The sequence below is a fragment of the Xanthomonas euroxanthea genome (assembly GCF_903989455.1).
Taxonomy (GTDB): domain Bacteria; phylum Pseudomonadota; class Gammaproteobacteria; order Xanthomonadales; family Xanthomonadaceae; genus Xanthomonas; species Xanthomonas euroxanthea.
The window spans coordinates 2,889,548-2,903,365 of record NZ_LR861803.1 but is presented as its reverse complement, the minus strand read 5'-3'; the positions used below and the strand labels follow the sequence as shown (position 1 = coordinate 2,903,365).

At 65.8% G+C, this 13,818-nt stretch carries 13 protein-coding genes; 5 read left to right on the top strand and 8 right to left on the bottom strand.

The genetic code is table 11. From position 1 onward, the window contains the following. Positions 1 to 4: 4 nt before the first annotated feature. The 4 genes from H7A86_RS12205 to H7A86_RS12190 all read left to right on the top strand — a co-directional run bounded on the left by H7A86_RS12205 (position 5) and on the right by H7A86_RS12190 (position 4,614). Positions 5 to 1,495 carry an efflux transporter outer membrane subunit gene (locus H7A86_RS12205; RefSeq protein WP_180707870.1) on the top strand — a complete coding sequence of 497 codons (1,491 nt, stop codon included), beginning with the start codon at positions 5 to 7 and terminating at the stop codon, positions 1,493 to 1,495. A 232-nt stretch (positions 1,496 to 1,727) separates the two neighbouring features. Further along, positions 1,728 to 2,858: an ABC transporter ATP-binding protein gene (locus tag H7A86_RS12200; protein ID WP_119131410.1), complete on the top strand. Its 1,131-nt coding sequence runs from the start codon at positions 1,728 to 1,730 to the stop codon at positions 2,856 to 2,858. After that, positions 2,855 to 3,769: an ABC transporter permease subunit gene (locus tag H7A86_RS12195; protein WP_119131411.1), complete on the top strand. Its 915-nt coding sequence runs from the start codon at positions 2,855 to 2,857 to the stop codon at positions 3,767 to 3,769. The genes H7A86_RS12200 and H7A86_RS12195 overlap by 4 nt, the downstream gene beginning before the upstream one ends. Then, complete coding sequence (locus H7A86_RS12190) at positions 3,766 to 4,614, top strand: ABC transporter permease subunit (RefSeq protein WP_119131412.1); 849 nt, start codon at positions 3,766 to 3,768, stop codon at positions 4,612 to 4,614. The genes H7A86_RS12195 and H7A86_RS12190 overlap by 4 nt, the downstream gene beginning before the upstream one ends. A gap of 156 nt (positions 4,615 to 4,770) precedes the next feature. On the opposite strand, the gene H7A86_RS12185 is transcribed toward H7A86_RS12190, so the two are convergent. Then, a complete protein-coding gene (locus H7A86_RS12185; RefSeq protein WP_119131413.1) occupies positions 4,771 to 5,181 on the bottom strand; it encodes a hypothetical protein in 411 nt (136 codons plus the stop codon). Between the two features lie 270 nt (positions 5,182 to 5,451). Between H7A86_RS12185 and H7A86_RS12180 the strand changes: the two genes are divergently transcribed. Next, a complete protein-coding gene (locus H7A86_RS12180; RefSeq protein WP_119131414.1) occupies positions 5,452 to 6,816 on the top strand; it encodes an NAD-dependent succinate-semialdehyde dehydrogenase in 1,365 nt (454 codons plus the stop codon). Between the two features lie 276 nt (positions 6,817 to 7,092). On the opposite strand, the gene H7A86_RS12175 is transcribed toward H7A86_RS12180, so the two are convergent. From H7A86_RS12175 to H7A86_RS12145, 7 genes are all read right to left on the bottom strand, one after another. Continuing rightward, positions 7,093 to 8,094 (bottom strand): magnesium and cobalt transport protein CorA, encoded by a 1,002-nt coding sequence (locus H7A86_RS12175; protein WP_047125205.1) that lies wholly within the window; start codon positions 8,092 to 8,094, stop codon positions 7,093 to 7,095. Between the two features lie 14 nt (positions 8,095 to 8,108). Further along, the gene (locus tag H7A86_RS12170; protein WP_232099335.1) at positions 8,109 to 9,362 is read right to left on the bottom strand and encodes a lipoprotein N-acyltransferase Lnb domain-containing protein; all 1,254 of its coding nucleotides are present in this window, start codon (positions 9,360 to 9,362) and stop codon (positions 8,109 to 8,111) included. A gap of 14 nt (positions 9,363 to 9,376) precedes the next feature. Continuing rightward, a complete protein-coding gene (locus H7A86_RS12165) occupies positions 9,377 to 10,255 on the bottom strand; it encodes a CorC family transporter (RefSeq protein WP_119131416.1) in 879 nt (292 codons plus the stop codon). A gap of 95 nt (positions 10,256 to 10,350) precedes the next feature. Next, a complete protein-coding gene (locus H7A86_RS12160) occupies positions 10,351 to 10,869 on the bottom strand; it encodes a hypothetical protein (RefSeq protein WP_119131417.1) in 519 nt (172 codons plus the stop codon). Then, a complete protein-coding gene (ybeY, locus tag H7A86_RS12155) occupies positions 10,869 to 11,354 on the bottom strand; it encodes an rRNA maturation RNase YbeY (RefSeq protein ID WP_104582154.1) in 486 nt (161 codons plus the stop codon). The genes H7A86_RS12160 and ybeY overlap by 1 nt, the downstream gene beginning before the upstream one ends. Positions 11,355 to 11,408: 54 nt before the next feature. Then, positions 11,409 to 12,071 (bottom strand): hypothetical protein, encoded by a 663-nt coding sequence (locus H7A86_RS12150; RefSeq protein ID WP_104582155.1) that lies wholly within the window; start codon positions 12,069 to 12,071, stop codon positions 11,409 to 11,411. Positions 12,072 to 12,496: 425 nt separating this feature from the next. Further along, the gene (locus tag H7A86_RS12145; RefSeq protein WP_104649095.1) at positions 12,497 to 13,483 is read right to left on the bottom strand and encodes a PhoH family protein; all 987 of its coding nucleotides are present in this window, start codon (positions 13,481 to 13,483) and stop codon (positions 12,497 to 12,499) included. Positions 13,484 to 13,818 lie beyond the last annotated feature (335 nt).

Below are 13,818 nucleotides of genomic sequence, written 5' to 3'. Positions count from 1 at the left end.
TTCCATGCGCCTGATCCGCATGCCGCTGGCCGCGGCGTTGAGCGTGGTCCTGCTCGGCGGCTGCATGCTGGGTCCCAACTACACCAAGGCGCCGGCAGTGGCCGATGCAGCGATGCAGGCGCCGGCATTGCATCGCGCCAGTGGCGCCGACGTGGTCGCTGCCGCGCCGCTGAATCGCTGGTGGGAGGAGTTGCACGACCCGACCCTCACCCAGCTGGTCACCCAGGCCCTGGCCGACAGCCCCAACCTGCGTGCGGCGCAGGCGCGGCTGCGCGCCAACCGCGCACTGGCCAGCCAGCGCCGTGCCGAGCGCCTGCCCAAGCTCAACGCCAGCGCGGTGTATGCGTACGCCGAGCCGCCGCAGACCATCGTCGATACGCTGGGCGGCTTGCAGAATGGCCAGAACGGCCAGCCACCGGCCCAGGGCAGCGAGGCGCTGGATCTGGAAAAGACCCAGATCTACAGCGCCGGTTTCGATGCCAGCTGGGAGCTGGATTTCTTTGGCCGCCGCCGTCGCGCCGCCGAAGGCGCCCTGGCGCAGGCACAGGCCTCGGAAGCCGAGCTGGCCGATGCGCAGGTGCAGCTGGCGGCCGAAGTGGGGCAGGTGTACCTCAACTACCGCGGCCTGCAGGCACGGCTGGCGATCGCCGATGTCAACCTGGACAAGATCGGGCAGACGCTGCGCCTGACCCAGCAGCGCCGCGCGCGTGGTGCGGCCTCGGACCTGCAGGTCGAGCAGATCGCCACGCAGGTGCAGCAACAGGAAGCGCAGCGCCTGCCGCTGGAGATGCAATCGCAGGAAGCGCTGGACCAGCTGGCGCTGATGGTGGGGCGCGCGCCCGGCGCGCTGGATGCGCAGTTGCGCGCGCCGCAGCCGTTGCCGATGCTGCCCACGCAGGTGCGCGTGGACGATGCCGGCGCCCTGATCCGTCGCCGCCCCGATGTGCGCAAGGCCGAGCGCGAGCTGGCGGCCTCCAGCGCGCAGATCGGCGAGGCGTTGAATGGCTATTTCCCGCAAGTGACCTTGCTGGGCGGCCTGAGCTGGGTCGCCGGTTCGCCCAGCGATTTCAATTCCGACGCGTTGACCACGCTGGCGGTGCCGATGCTGCGCTGGTCGATCTTTGATTTCGGCAAGACCCGCGCGCAGGTGGAGCAGGCGCGTGCCGGCAACGCCGGCCGCGAGGCGGCCTACGAGGGGGCGGTGCTGGCGGCATTGCAGGACGCCAACTCTGCGTTGTCGCGTTTCGGCTCGGCGCGCAAGCAACTGGTGGTGGCGCGGCAGGCCGAAGCCTCGGCAACGCGTTCGGCCGGGTTGATGCAGCAACGCCGCGATGCCGGTGCCACCTCGTCGATCGATCTGCTCGACGTGCAACGCCAGCAGCTGTCGGCGCAGGACGCTGCCGCACAGGCGCAGGTGCAGTTGCTGGTGAACTACGTCGCGCTGCAGAAGAGCCTGGGGCTGGGCTGGAGCGCGCCGGTGCAGGAGGCACGCTGATCGCGACCGGTCGCGGCGGGCATGGGCACGCTGGTCCTGGCAGGGTGCTGCCCAGCTGCGCTACCCGCGCTGGCAGGTGCACATCAGACATGCCGCGTCGGCGTCAGCTGGTGGCAGAGCACGCGATCGAACTGAAGGGGACCGGTGCCGGCATTCGCACCGGGCACTGGCGGGCCCGGCGTCTTGCGGTGCACAGTCATTGCCGGGCCACGCTTCGCAAACGAGAGGGTTCATGGCACTTACCCAGGCCGCAGCGGCGCCGCTTTCCGCTGGCGACAACGCCTATCTGAGCATCAGCGAGGTCCGCAAGGAGTTCGACGGCGTCGTCGCGGTCGACGAAGTCAGCCTGCAGATCCGCAAGGGCGAAATCTTCGCGTTGCTGGGCGGCTCGGGCAGCGGCAAGTCCACCTTGCTGCGCTGCCTGGCCGGCTTCGAGCGGCCGACCAAGGGCCGCATCGTCCTCGATGGCCAGCCGATCGACGCGCTGCCGCCGTACGAGCGCCCGATCAACATGATGTTCCAGTCGTATGCGCTGTTTCCGCATATGAGCGTGGAGCAGAACATCGCCTTTGGACTGAAGCAGGAAGCCCTGCCCAAGGCCGCAATCGCGGCGCGCGTGGGCGAGATGCTGGAGCTGGTGCAGCTCGGCAGCCTGGCCAGGCGCAAGCCGCATCAACTCTCCGGCGGCCAGCAGCAGCGCGTGGCGCTGGCGCGTTCGCTGGCCAAGCGGCCCAAGTTGCTGCTGCTGGACGAACCGATGGGCGCACTGGACAAGAAGCTGCGCTCGCAGATGCAGCTGGAGCTGGTCAACATCATCGAGACCTCCGGCGTCACCTGCGTCATGGTCACCCATGATCAGGAGGAGGCCATGACCATGGCCACCCGCATCGCATTGATGGACCAGGGCTGGATCCAGCAGGTCGGCACCCCGGACGAAATCTACGAACAACCGGCCAACCGCTTCGCCGCCGAATTCATCGGCTCGGTCAATCTGATCGATGCGGTCATCGTCGAGGACAAACCGGACTACGTCAGCCTGAAGTCCCCGGCATTCGACGCCAGTATCCGGGTCGGCCATGGCATCACCGGTTTCGAAGGGCAGGCGGTGGCGTTCGCGCTGCGTCCGGAAAAACTGGTCATCGGCAAGGAGGAACCCGCCCAGCCCTGCAACAAGGCGCAGGGCGTGATCGAGGACATCGCCTATTTCGGCAGCCACTCGGTCTACCACGTGCGTCTGCCCGGTGGCTTCAAACTGATGGCCAACTTCGCCAATCGGCAGCGCTGGGCCAGCGAAGCGCTGACCTGGGGCGACACCGTATGGCTGAACTGGGGCGAGGACGACGGCGTGGTGCTCACCGCATGAGGCGCCGCCTGTTCCGCGCAGCAGTGCCGGGCGCGCGCTGGGGCGTGATCGCCGCACCGTATCTGTGGCTGCTGGTGTTCTTCGCGATCCCGTTCCTGATCGTGCTGAAGATTTCCTTCGCCGAGCGCGCCACCGCGATGCCGCCGTACACGCCGCTGTTCGCCATCGCGGCCGATGGCGCGGTGAGCGTCAAGCTGCATCTGGGCAACTATCTGGTCCTGCTGCACGACAACCAGTACCTGGCGGCGTATGCGAGTTCGATCCGGATCGCGGCGCTGTCGACCGTGTTTGCGCTGTTGATCGGCTACCCGATGGCCTATGTCATTGCGCGGCTGCCGCTGGCCACGCGCAACGTGGCGATGATGCTGGTGGTGTTGCCGTCGTGGACCTCGTTCCTGGTCCGCGTCTACGCCTGGATCGGCATCCTCGACGGCAACGGATTGCTCAATCAGGCGCTGCTGGCGCTGGGAGTGATCCGCCAGCCGTTGCAGTTGCTGTACACGCCGCTCGCCGCCTATATCGGCATCGTGTACTGCTATCTGCCCTTCATGGTGCTGCCGTTGTACGCCAACCTGGTCAAGCACGATCGGCGCCTGCTCGAAGCCGCCTACGATCTGGGCGCGCGGCCGTGGCAGGCGTTCGTGCGCATCACCTTGCCGCTCTCGCGCAACGGGATCGTGGCCGGCTGCATGTTGGTGATGATTCCGGCGGTGGGCGAATTCGTGATTCCGGAAATGCTGGGCGGGCCGGATACCTTGATGATCGGCCGCGTGCTGTGGGGCGAGTTCTTCAACAATCGCGACTGGCCGGTGGCCGCTGCGGTGGCCACGGTGATGTTGCTGCTGTTGCTGGTGCCGATCGTGCTCTTCCACCGTTATCAGCAGCGCGAGCTGGAAGGGCGGCTGACATGATGCGCGCCTGGCGCGGTGGTCGCGTGCTGGGTGGCAGCGTGCTCGCGCTGGGCTTCGGCTTTCTGTACCTGCCGATCCTGTTGCTGATGGTCTACTCGTTCAACGCCTCGCGGCTGGCGATGGTGTGGGGCGGATTTTCCACGCGCTGGTACGGTGAATTGCTGCGCGATCGCCAGCTGCTGGATGCGGCCTGGGTCAGCCTGGAAGTCGCGTTCTGGACAGCCGGGGCATCGACGGTGCTGGGCACGATGGCGGCGCTGGCGATGGTGCGCATGCGGCGTTTCCCCAGCAAGACCCTGTTCGGTGCGCTGATCACCGCACCGTTGGTGATGCCGGAGGTGATCATCGGCCTGTCGATCCTGTTGTTGCTGGTCTCGATGGGCGGCGTGCTCGGCATCGCACCGCGCGGCGCGGTGGCGATCTGGGCGGCGCATGTCACCTTCACCGTCTCGTTCGTCACGGTGGTGATCTCCTCGCGCCTGCAGGAACTGGATCGCTCGCTGGAAGAAGCAGCGATGGATCTGGGCGCGACACCGCTGAAGGTGTTCTTCCTGATCACCTTGCCGATCATCGCCCCCGCATTGGCGTCAGGCTGGCTGCTCGCGTTCACCCTGTCGCTGGACGATGTGGTGATCGCCAGCTTCCTGGCCGGGCCCAGTTCGACCACCTTGCCGATCAAGGTGTTCGCGTCGGTGCGGCTGGGCATCAGCCCCAAGATCAACGCGCTTGCCACGCTGATGGTGCTGGCGGTGTCGATCGCCGCAGCGATCGGCTGGTGGCTGCTGGCGCGCAGCGAACGACGCCGCCAGCGCGATGCGCAACTGGCGCTGCAAGCTGCTTCCTGAGCAGGCACCAATATGAGTGTGGCGAATGCATCGCCACCAGCGGCGGCCAGACGGCTGCGAACGCCGACGCCACCGACATCCACGATGGCTGCACGCCGATTGCGGACGCCTGATGCGGCCACCGGACGCCGGGCACGGCAGTTGGTTGGGCCGCTGTTACCTGGCCGGAGGCGTGTACCCGCTGTCCCAGGGCTGCGGCTTGGTCAGGTAGCACTGATACTCGGCGCTGATGTCGTAGCCCTGTTGCTCGACCTTGGGTTGTTCGTCGGCGCGATCCTTGTCCTTGTTCTTTCCGTCGTCCTTGGATTTCTGCTTGCTCGGATAGATCGTGACCATGTTCGGCGACGAGTGCGCGGTAACGAATTGGCGGATGGCAGTGTCCGAGCAGGCCCGCAGCGCCTGTTCCTCGCAGGGTTGGCTGGGATTGGGCAGCGAGTTGGTGCAGCTCACGGTGACAAATCCGTTCGGACCCGGACGCGGGCCGTGCAGCATGTCCTGCAGGACGGCGCACCCCGGCAGGCAGGCGCCGATGCCAAGTACAACTAGAACAATCAGATCCCGGCGCATCGTGGTGGTCTTCCGTGAATGGATGAAGCTGCCAAGTGCCGAATGCTAGAGCATTTTTGTGCGGTGGGACGGTCGGGACAGGGCAGGGCCGCTTTCGTTAGCGTGGCTGGGAGCGTTGCTCCGGTTGCCAGTGATCCGCGAGCGGTGCGATGGAGGTGCGGCATTGCGTCGCGGCGTGGGTAAACACAGCGTTGCAGCGATTTGCTGCGGTTGTGACGCGGCTGCAACTTCCCGACGACTAGCATGACGGGCCTGTAACAGGAGACCGTCATGTCCTACGACACCGTCAACCCGGCCAATGGCCAGGTCGAGCACACCCAGCACACCCTGGACGCCGCCGCCATCGAGGCGCGTCTGGCTGCTTCCGCCAAGGCATTCCCGCAGTGGGCGGCGCTGCCGTTGGCCGAGCGCGGCGCGCTGTTGCGGCGCGTGGGCGAAGAGCTGACCCGTCGGCGCGACGAGTTGCAGCGCATCATGACCGCCGAGATGGGCAAGCTGCGACACGAGGCGCTGGCCGAGGTCGACAAGTGCGCACAGGCCTGCGCCTATTACGCCGAGCATGCGGCCGAGTATCTGGCACCGCGCGACATCCCGACCGAGGCGCAGTCCAGCTATGTGCGCTACGAGCCGCTGGGTTGCGTGTTTGCGGTGATGCCGTGGAATTTCCCGCTGTGGCAGGCGTTTCGTTTCCTCGCCCCGGGGCTGATGGCCGGCAATGTCACGCTGCTCAAGCATGCCAGCAATGTGCCGCGCTGTGCCGATGCGATGAAGCAGGTGCTCAATGCCGCCGGTATTCCGCCCGGCGTGTTCGACGTGCTGCATATCGACAACGATCAGGCCGCAGATGTGCTGCGTGACGATCGCATCGCCGCGGTGACGCTGACCGGCAGCGAGCGCGCCGGGCGGTCGCTGGCTGCAAATGCGGGCGATCAGTTGAAGAAGTGCGTGATGGAACTGGGCGGCAGCGACGCGTTCGTGGTGCTGGAAGACGCCGACCTGGAGCACACCGTCGCTTCAGCCGTGCAGTCGCGTTTCGACAACAGCGGGCAGACCTGCATCGCCGCCAAGCGTTTCATCGTGGTGGACGCCATCGCCGATCGCTTCATCGAACGCTTCGTGGCCGCCGCGTCCAAGCGCGTGCTCGGTGACCCGCAGCAGGAGGGCACCACGCTGGCGCCCATGGCCCGCGCGGATCTGCGCGACAAGTTGCACAAGCAGGTACAAGCCAGCGTGGAAAAAGGCGCCAAGGTGCTGCTGGGCGGCGAACCGGTGCCTGGTTCGCATGCCGGCTATCCGGCCACCATTCTCGACCACGTCGCCCCGGGCATGCCGGCCTACGAGGAAGAATTCTTCGGTCCGGTGGCCTCGGTGATTCGCGTGCGCGATGAGGCCGAGGCGGTACGCGTGGCCAACGACACCAGCTTCGGCCTGGGCGGCAGTGTGTGGACTTCCGATGCCAAGCGCGGCGAGCGCGTGGCGCAGCAATTACAGTGCGGCGCGGCGTTCGTCAATTCGGTGGTCAAGAGCGACGTACGCCTGCCGTTCGGCGGCATCAAGCGCTCGGGTTTTGGCCGCGAGCTCGCCGAGCACGGCATCCACGAGTTCATGAACATCAAGACCATCTATGTGGCTTGATGGCCGAGATTGGTGATTCGGGATTGGGGATTCGCAAAGGCAAGCCGGCTTCCTTCTCCCTCTGGGAGAAGGTGCCCGAAGGGTGGATGAGGGCACGGGCAGCCCACGATGATGCCGACGCCTTCAAACCAACCAGTGCATAGCCGACGCGGCTTGCAGTACGTGCAGTGCGGGAACCTCCAGCAGCTCAGTGCCAAGCCAACACTCAGCAGTCAGAAAAACCTGCTCTACCCATTCCCGAATCCCGAATCCCGATTCCCAGGCCACAGCGCGGCCTCAAAGCCACCGCGCACGCTTGAACAAGCGATACAGCACCAGGCATGAGGCGACCACGCCGGCGACCAGCAGCGGGTAGGCGTAGCGCTTGTCCAGTTCGGGCATGTGGGTGAAGTTCATGCCGTACCAGCTGGTGATCAGGGTGGGGGCGGCCAGCAGCGCGGCCCAGGCGCCCAGGCGCTTGACGGTTTCGCCCTGGGCCAGGGTCACCATCGACAGGTTGACGCTCAGCGCGGTGCCCAGCATCTCGCGCAAGGTGTCGATGGCGTCATTGATGCGCACCGCGTGATCGAGCACGTCGCGCAGGTAGATGCCGACTTCGTCGTGGATCAGCGAGCCCGGGTTGCGCTTGAGGTGCGAGAGCACGTCCTGCAGCGGTGCCACCACCAGCCGCATCTTGTTGAGTTCGCGCTTGAGCTCGTACAGGCGCACCACGGTTTCGCGCTTGTAGTTGTCGGCAAAGATGTCCTTTTCCAGGCCTTCCAGCGTGTCACGGAACTCGTCCATGATCGGCAGATAATTGTCGACCACGAAATCGAGCACGCCGTACAGGCAAAACGAGGCGCCCATGCGCAGCATCGCCGGTTCGCGTTCGACCCGGTGCCGCACCGGCGTATACGACAGCGATGCGCCATGGCGCACCGTCAACAGAAAGCGCGCGCCCAAAAACGCGTGCGTCTCGCCGTAGCGGATGCGCTCGTTGACCAGCTGCGCGGTGTTGACCACCACGAACAGGGAGTTGCCGTAGCTCTCGGCCTTGGGGCGCTGGTGCGCCTTGAGCGCATCCTCGATGGCCAGATCGTGCAGGCCGAACTCGTCCTGCAGTTTGTGCAGCACCGATTCCTGCGGCTCGTACAGCCCCACCCAGACGAACCCATCCGGGCGCTGCAGCACGTCGCTGATCTGCTCCAGGCTGATGTCGTGGCGTTCGCCCTCACCGTCGTAATAGGCACAGGTGATGACGCAGGAGGGGTTGTCCGGATGGCGGCCGTGGTGGTTCATGGACGCATCCTGGATCAGCGCGTGCGCACGGACAAGTCACGCCGCCGCAAGGCGATGGCGAGCGCGGTGTGGATGGGCAACAGCAGCAGCACCCATTGCAGGTTGTCCTGCGCCTGGAACGACAGCCAGTGGATCAGCAAGGCCAGCAGGGCCGAGCCGGCGACCAGCCAGCGCAGCACATCGAACCAGCGTCCGGGCCGGCGCCCGCGCAGCAGGGCGATGCCGCCGACCAACAGCAGCACGCACAGCGGGTTGACCAGCAGCAGGTTGCGATTGGCCCAGGCCGATTGATGCACGGTGAAGCCCCACAGATACACCAGCAGGCCGCCGCCGATCGCGCACAGCAGCCAGTACGGCAGGGCGAAAGCGGCGAGCACGCGCTGCCGGCGACCGAGCGCCAGCACGCCGGCGGCGACGATCAACCCGGTCAGCAACCATGGCCACCAGTGCCGTTGCTGTTCGGCCGGCTCCGGTGCGATGCGATGCGGCAACAGCACCTGCGTGGACTGCACCAAAGGGCGGCCGGCGCTGTTGTGGACCTGGGTCAGGCTGTCGGCCAGCCGCATCGGTACGAAGGCTTCTTCCCAGCGCGACAACGGGCGGTCCGCGTACGGCCCTAGGCCCAGGTCGAAGCCCAGCCACATCCACGGGGCGGGAGAGGCCAGGCGTACTGCCTCGCTGCGGTAGGTATTGCCACGCGAGCGCCCGGCCAGTTGCGATTTCAATGCGCCGCCCATCGCCCGGTCCAGCGTGTCGCGGACCATCGTGGCGCAGTTGGCCACGAAATAATCGTAGTGGTAGCGCGCGTTCTCGGGCCGGCTGCGGACGGCCAGCCCGTCAGCCAGCGCGCGCGCCTGGTCCGGTGGCAGATCCAGCCACTGGATGCTGACGCCGCGGCCGACCGCGCGATATTGCTGCAGGTCTTCGTCCAGCGGCAATGCAACCAGGTAGTACATCATCTCGCCACGCGCGAAACGCGGAACGAAATCCGGCTCGCTGGGATCGAAGAAGCCGAAGTTGTAGGAGGTGGCCTGCCCGGTGACCGGATCGACCACCACGATGGCATCGTGACCGAAGCGCTCGAAGAACACCTCGCCCGGCTGCATGGTGACCACGCCGACACGCGGTGCCGGCACGGCGGGCTGGGCCGCCGCCCGATCTGCACCCTGGGCAACGGCGGCAGGCGCCACCAACAGTGCAAGCATCAGCAGCAGACAGGACGCCGCCCATCGCCGAACCCTGCCGCGGCCTGTTGCTGCAGCAGTCATGCGGTGCGAAAGGTTCAAGCGTCGTCCTGCGGGTCTGGCGGCAGGATGGTCACGTGGAAGGCGTGCACGCGCCGCGCATCGGCCTTGGCCACGCGGAACGCAAAGCGCCCCAGCGTCAGCTCCTCGCCGGTTTCCGGCAGATGCCCGATCGCATCGGTGACCAGGCCGCCGACGGTGTCGTACTCGTCATCGGGGAAGTCGGCGCCAAAGCGCTCGTTGAAGTCCTCGATCGGCGTCAGCGCATCGACCACATAGCGGCCGTCGGCCTGGATGGCAATCAGCGAATTCTCTTCCTCGGCATCGTCGTGCTCGTCATCGATCTGGCCGACGATCTGCTCCAGCACGTCCTCGATGGTGACCAGCCCGGCGACACCGCCGTACTCGTCCACCACGATGGCCATGTGGTTGCGCGACAGGCGGAATTCCTTGAGCAGGACGTTGAGCTTCTTCGATTCGGGGATCAGCACCGCCGGGCGCAGCAGTTCGCGCACATTGCCGGGGCCGTTGTCGGCAACCACGCCGCGCAACAGATCCTTGGCCAGCAGGATGCCGAGCACTTCGTCCTTGTTCTCGCCGTGCACCGGGAAGCGCGAATGGCCCGATTCCACCACCTGCTTCATCAGGTCGATGAAACGGGCTTCCACCGGCAGCGAGACCATCTGCGAGCGCGAGATCATCACATCGCCCACGGTGAGCTCGGACACGGAGATCGCGCCTTCCATCATGCGCAAGGTGTCTGCGGCGATCAGGCCGTCCTGTTCGGCGGTCCGCAGCAACGCGACCAGTTCGTCGCGGGTATGGGGCTCGCCAGAGAAGGCAGCGCTCAGGCGCTCGAGCCAGCTACGGCGTTTTTCGGGTGCTTCTTGGGATTGGCTACTGTCGTCTTCGGACATCGTGACGGGGGGCGGCACCCGGCAAACCAGGCGATAGCAGGCAGTCTAACAGGAAGCCGCTAAGGCGCTGTAGACGGGGCGGGGCGGGCACCGCGTCAGGGCAGGTCCAGGCTGTAGCCGCAGCCGACCACGGTCTTGCCCGGATGTGACTTCACGTTGGAGACGCTGAGCACGATCGATTCGATCATCGCCTCGCCGGTCTTGGGGTTGGTGGTGTCTTCGCTGACCAGCTCACGGCCGTACATGACCTTGTCGGCGTTATCCACGCCCAGTTCCAGGTTCAGCTGCTTGGCCAGCGGGCGCGGGTCGGGCAGGTCCAGCAGCGCCATGACGCTGGCGCCGGAGAACGCGATATGGGTGGTGCGGTGGCCGAACACGCTGATCGGCGTGTTGAGCGTGTACTCGGTCATGAACAGGTTGGCCTGTTCCAGCGGCGTCCAGCCCAGCGCAACCGCCTTGAGCGGGTCGGCCAGCACCGGCGCCAGCGCGTTGAAGTCGCCGATGCGCTGGCGGCATTCGATCAGGGCCGGCAGGTCCGGACGCACCGGCGCGGTCTGGGCCCAGGCGCCGGAGCAGGCCAGCAACAGCACCGCGGTGGCGACACAGGCCCGCATCAATGCTCTCCCGCATAGGGATCGTCGATGCCGAGATCGGCCAGGATCTCGCGTTCGAGTTGCTCCATCGCGTCGGCCTCCTTGTCGTCCTCGTGATCCCAGCCCAGCAGGTGCAAGGTGCCGTGCACGGTCAGATGGGCGTAATGGGCGGCCAGCGACTTGCCTTGTTCGGCGGCCTCGCGCGCCACCACCGGTGCACAGATCACCAGATCGCCGAGCAGCGGCATCTTGATGCCCTTGGGCAGGCCCTCGGGCAACTCGGCCGGAAAACTCAGCACATTGGTGGCGTAATCCTTGCCACGGTAATGGTGGTTGAGCGAGCAGCCTTCCTTCTCATCGACAATGCGCACCGCCAGATCGGCCTCGCGGATGCGCCCCTTCAGCGCGGCCGCCACCCATTTGCGAAAACTCACCGCCGACGGCAGGCCGGCGCGCGGCAGCGCGTAACTGACAGCGACGTCGAGGCGGACAGGTCCACGGGTCATGGCGATACCAGCATTGAGCTCAGACAGGGGCCACAGTATCGCGCGTGTGTTGCCTCACTGCGACTTCCACTCGCCGGCGTTGTAGGTGATCTTGATCACCTCGACTGTTTCGACTAGCTCTTCGATGCCTGCCTGCTTGGTCGAACTGTGGCAATTGAAGCCCATATGGGTCTTGAGCTGGCGTGCCATCTCAACGGCGCCCTGCTCTGGCGCGGCCTTGGCGTCGAGGTAGATGGTCTGGTCCGCGCACCCGCCAATATTGCTGACCTGGATGGCCGGCACGAGCGCGCGCGCAGCCTGGTCGGCGAGTGCGTCGAAAGTGGTCTGCGCGGTCGCTTGCTGCGCTGCCGATACCCGCACCTTGATGTAGTAAAGCTGCTTGTAGAACAGATAGCCGTTGGACAGCAGCGGCATGCCGGACGACGCCAGGTCCACGCTGAGCCGCAACTTTTCCCCAACGATGCGTTCGGCATCCGCGATGGCTGCGATCACCTTGGCATCCACTGCGTTGGCCGGGATGTTTTTCGGGGCATCATCGCTGGTCAATACGAACCTGCTTTGGTCCAGCTCGTCCAGCCGCGAATAGCTGCCTTGTGCGCGCGCCGCGGCGAGGTCTTTGCGAAAGGCGACCATGCCGTACTCGATGGCCTCGGCTTGATCGCGCTGCCCGGCCGGATAAACGAAGACATCGATATTCAATTCCGGATGCTCAGCCATCGTGTAATGAAATGCGGCCCCCGACACCTTGGCTGCGGGGTTGTACGAGCTGCGGGCGAGCGTAAATGGACCAACGCTCCTCGGTGCGGCCAGGTAACTGGTCTCGATGTAAGCGCGCGAGGATGCCGGGGCCTCATCCGGAGCGGCCGATAACGCACCTGGGGCAACACCCAGCATGCAAACGAGCAACAACGCGCGACAACCGACCATGAGCACCTCCTGTGCGGAACGATGCCGCAAGTGTATCGCCGTTGCGCTCTGGGCTGGTGCAGCTGGCTCAGCACCGCTGCAGGCGGGCAGGCGCGAAGGGCTACGCGATGACCAAGCGCTGCGGATTGCTGGAATCTGGAGGTCTTCCTGCTCGCCCGGCGTTGCACCGAACCGTGCCGAGCAGGGCATCCACGGTCACGTCCCGCCAGCCTGCTTCAGGCCGCAGGTTCGGCAGGCTTCTCGGCCAGATCGCGCTTCTCATACGCGGTAACGATGCGCTGCACCAGCGGGTGGCGCACCACGTCGCGTGCCTCGAAGAAGGTGAAGCTGGCGCCGTCCACATCGCGCAGCACCTCGATGGCGTCGCGCAGGCCGGACTTGACGTGCTTGGGCAGGTCGATCTGGGTCAGGTCGCCGGTGACCACCGCGGTGGAGCCGAAGCCCAGGCGGGTCAGGAACATCTTCATCTGCTCGATGGTGGTGTTCTGCGCCTCGTCCAGAATCACGTAGGCATCGTTGAGCGTGCGGCCGCGCATATAGGCCAGCGGCGCAATCTCGATGACGTTCTTTTCCAGCAGCTTGACCACCTTTTCCACGCCCAGCATTTCGTACAGCGCGTCGTACAGCGGGCGCAGGTACGGGTCCACCTTCTGGCTGAGATCGCCAGGCAGGAAGCCCAGCTTCTCGCCGGCTTCCACCGCCGGGCGCACCAGGATCAGGCGCTGTACGCGCGATTCGTTCAAGGCTTCCACTGCGCTGGCCACGGCCAGGAAGGTCTTGCCGGTACCGGCCGGGCCGATGCCGAAATTGATGTCGTGCGTGGCAATCGCATGCAGGTACTTGGCCTGGTTGGCGCCGCGGCCACGCACGGTGCCGCGCTTGACCTTGATCGCCACGTCCTGGGCCACGTAGGAACGATCGACCACGTGCTCGACATTGGCATCGTTCAGGCGCAGGTGGATGGCGTGGGTGTCGAACGTGGTGGCGGCGGCTTCCTCGTACAAGGCCGTCAGCAGCGACTGCGCGGCGGTGACCGCCGGCTCCGGGCCGGTGACGCGGAAGATGTTGCCGCGGTTGGCGATCTCCACGCCGAGCTTGAGTTCGATCTGGCGCAGGTGCGCGTCGAACGGGCCGGCCAGATTGGCCAGGCGCTCGATGTCGTCGGGTTCCAGGGTGAAGTCGCGATGTGCAGGTGAGTTCATGGTCGGATCGGACCGCGCACGCATGCGCTGGTCGGTTGGGCGGCAGACGAGGGTAGCGCGCAGCGTGTGATCCCACCAACACGCCCGGCCACTGCAATCACCCGGTCTGGCCGGGACCCGGCGGCGTGCGCGGGTTTTCCACAGTCGCTGTGGAGTCACGCATCACTAACCTGTGGATAAAAATTGTGGCGCCTACTCGCACAAGGTCTGGCAGGGAAGTGGCGAAAAAATCGCCACTGCGGTGGGGGTTGTCCACAAGCGGTGTGGATCGAATTCGGCAAAGCCTGTGGGTAAGTGCTCGCACGCCTTGTGCTGCAAGGTGTTGCAGATGGGTG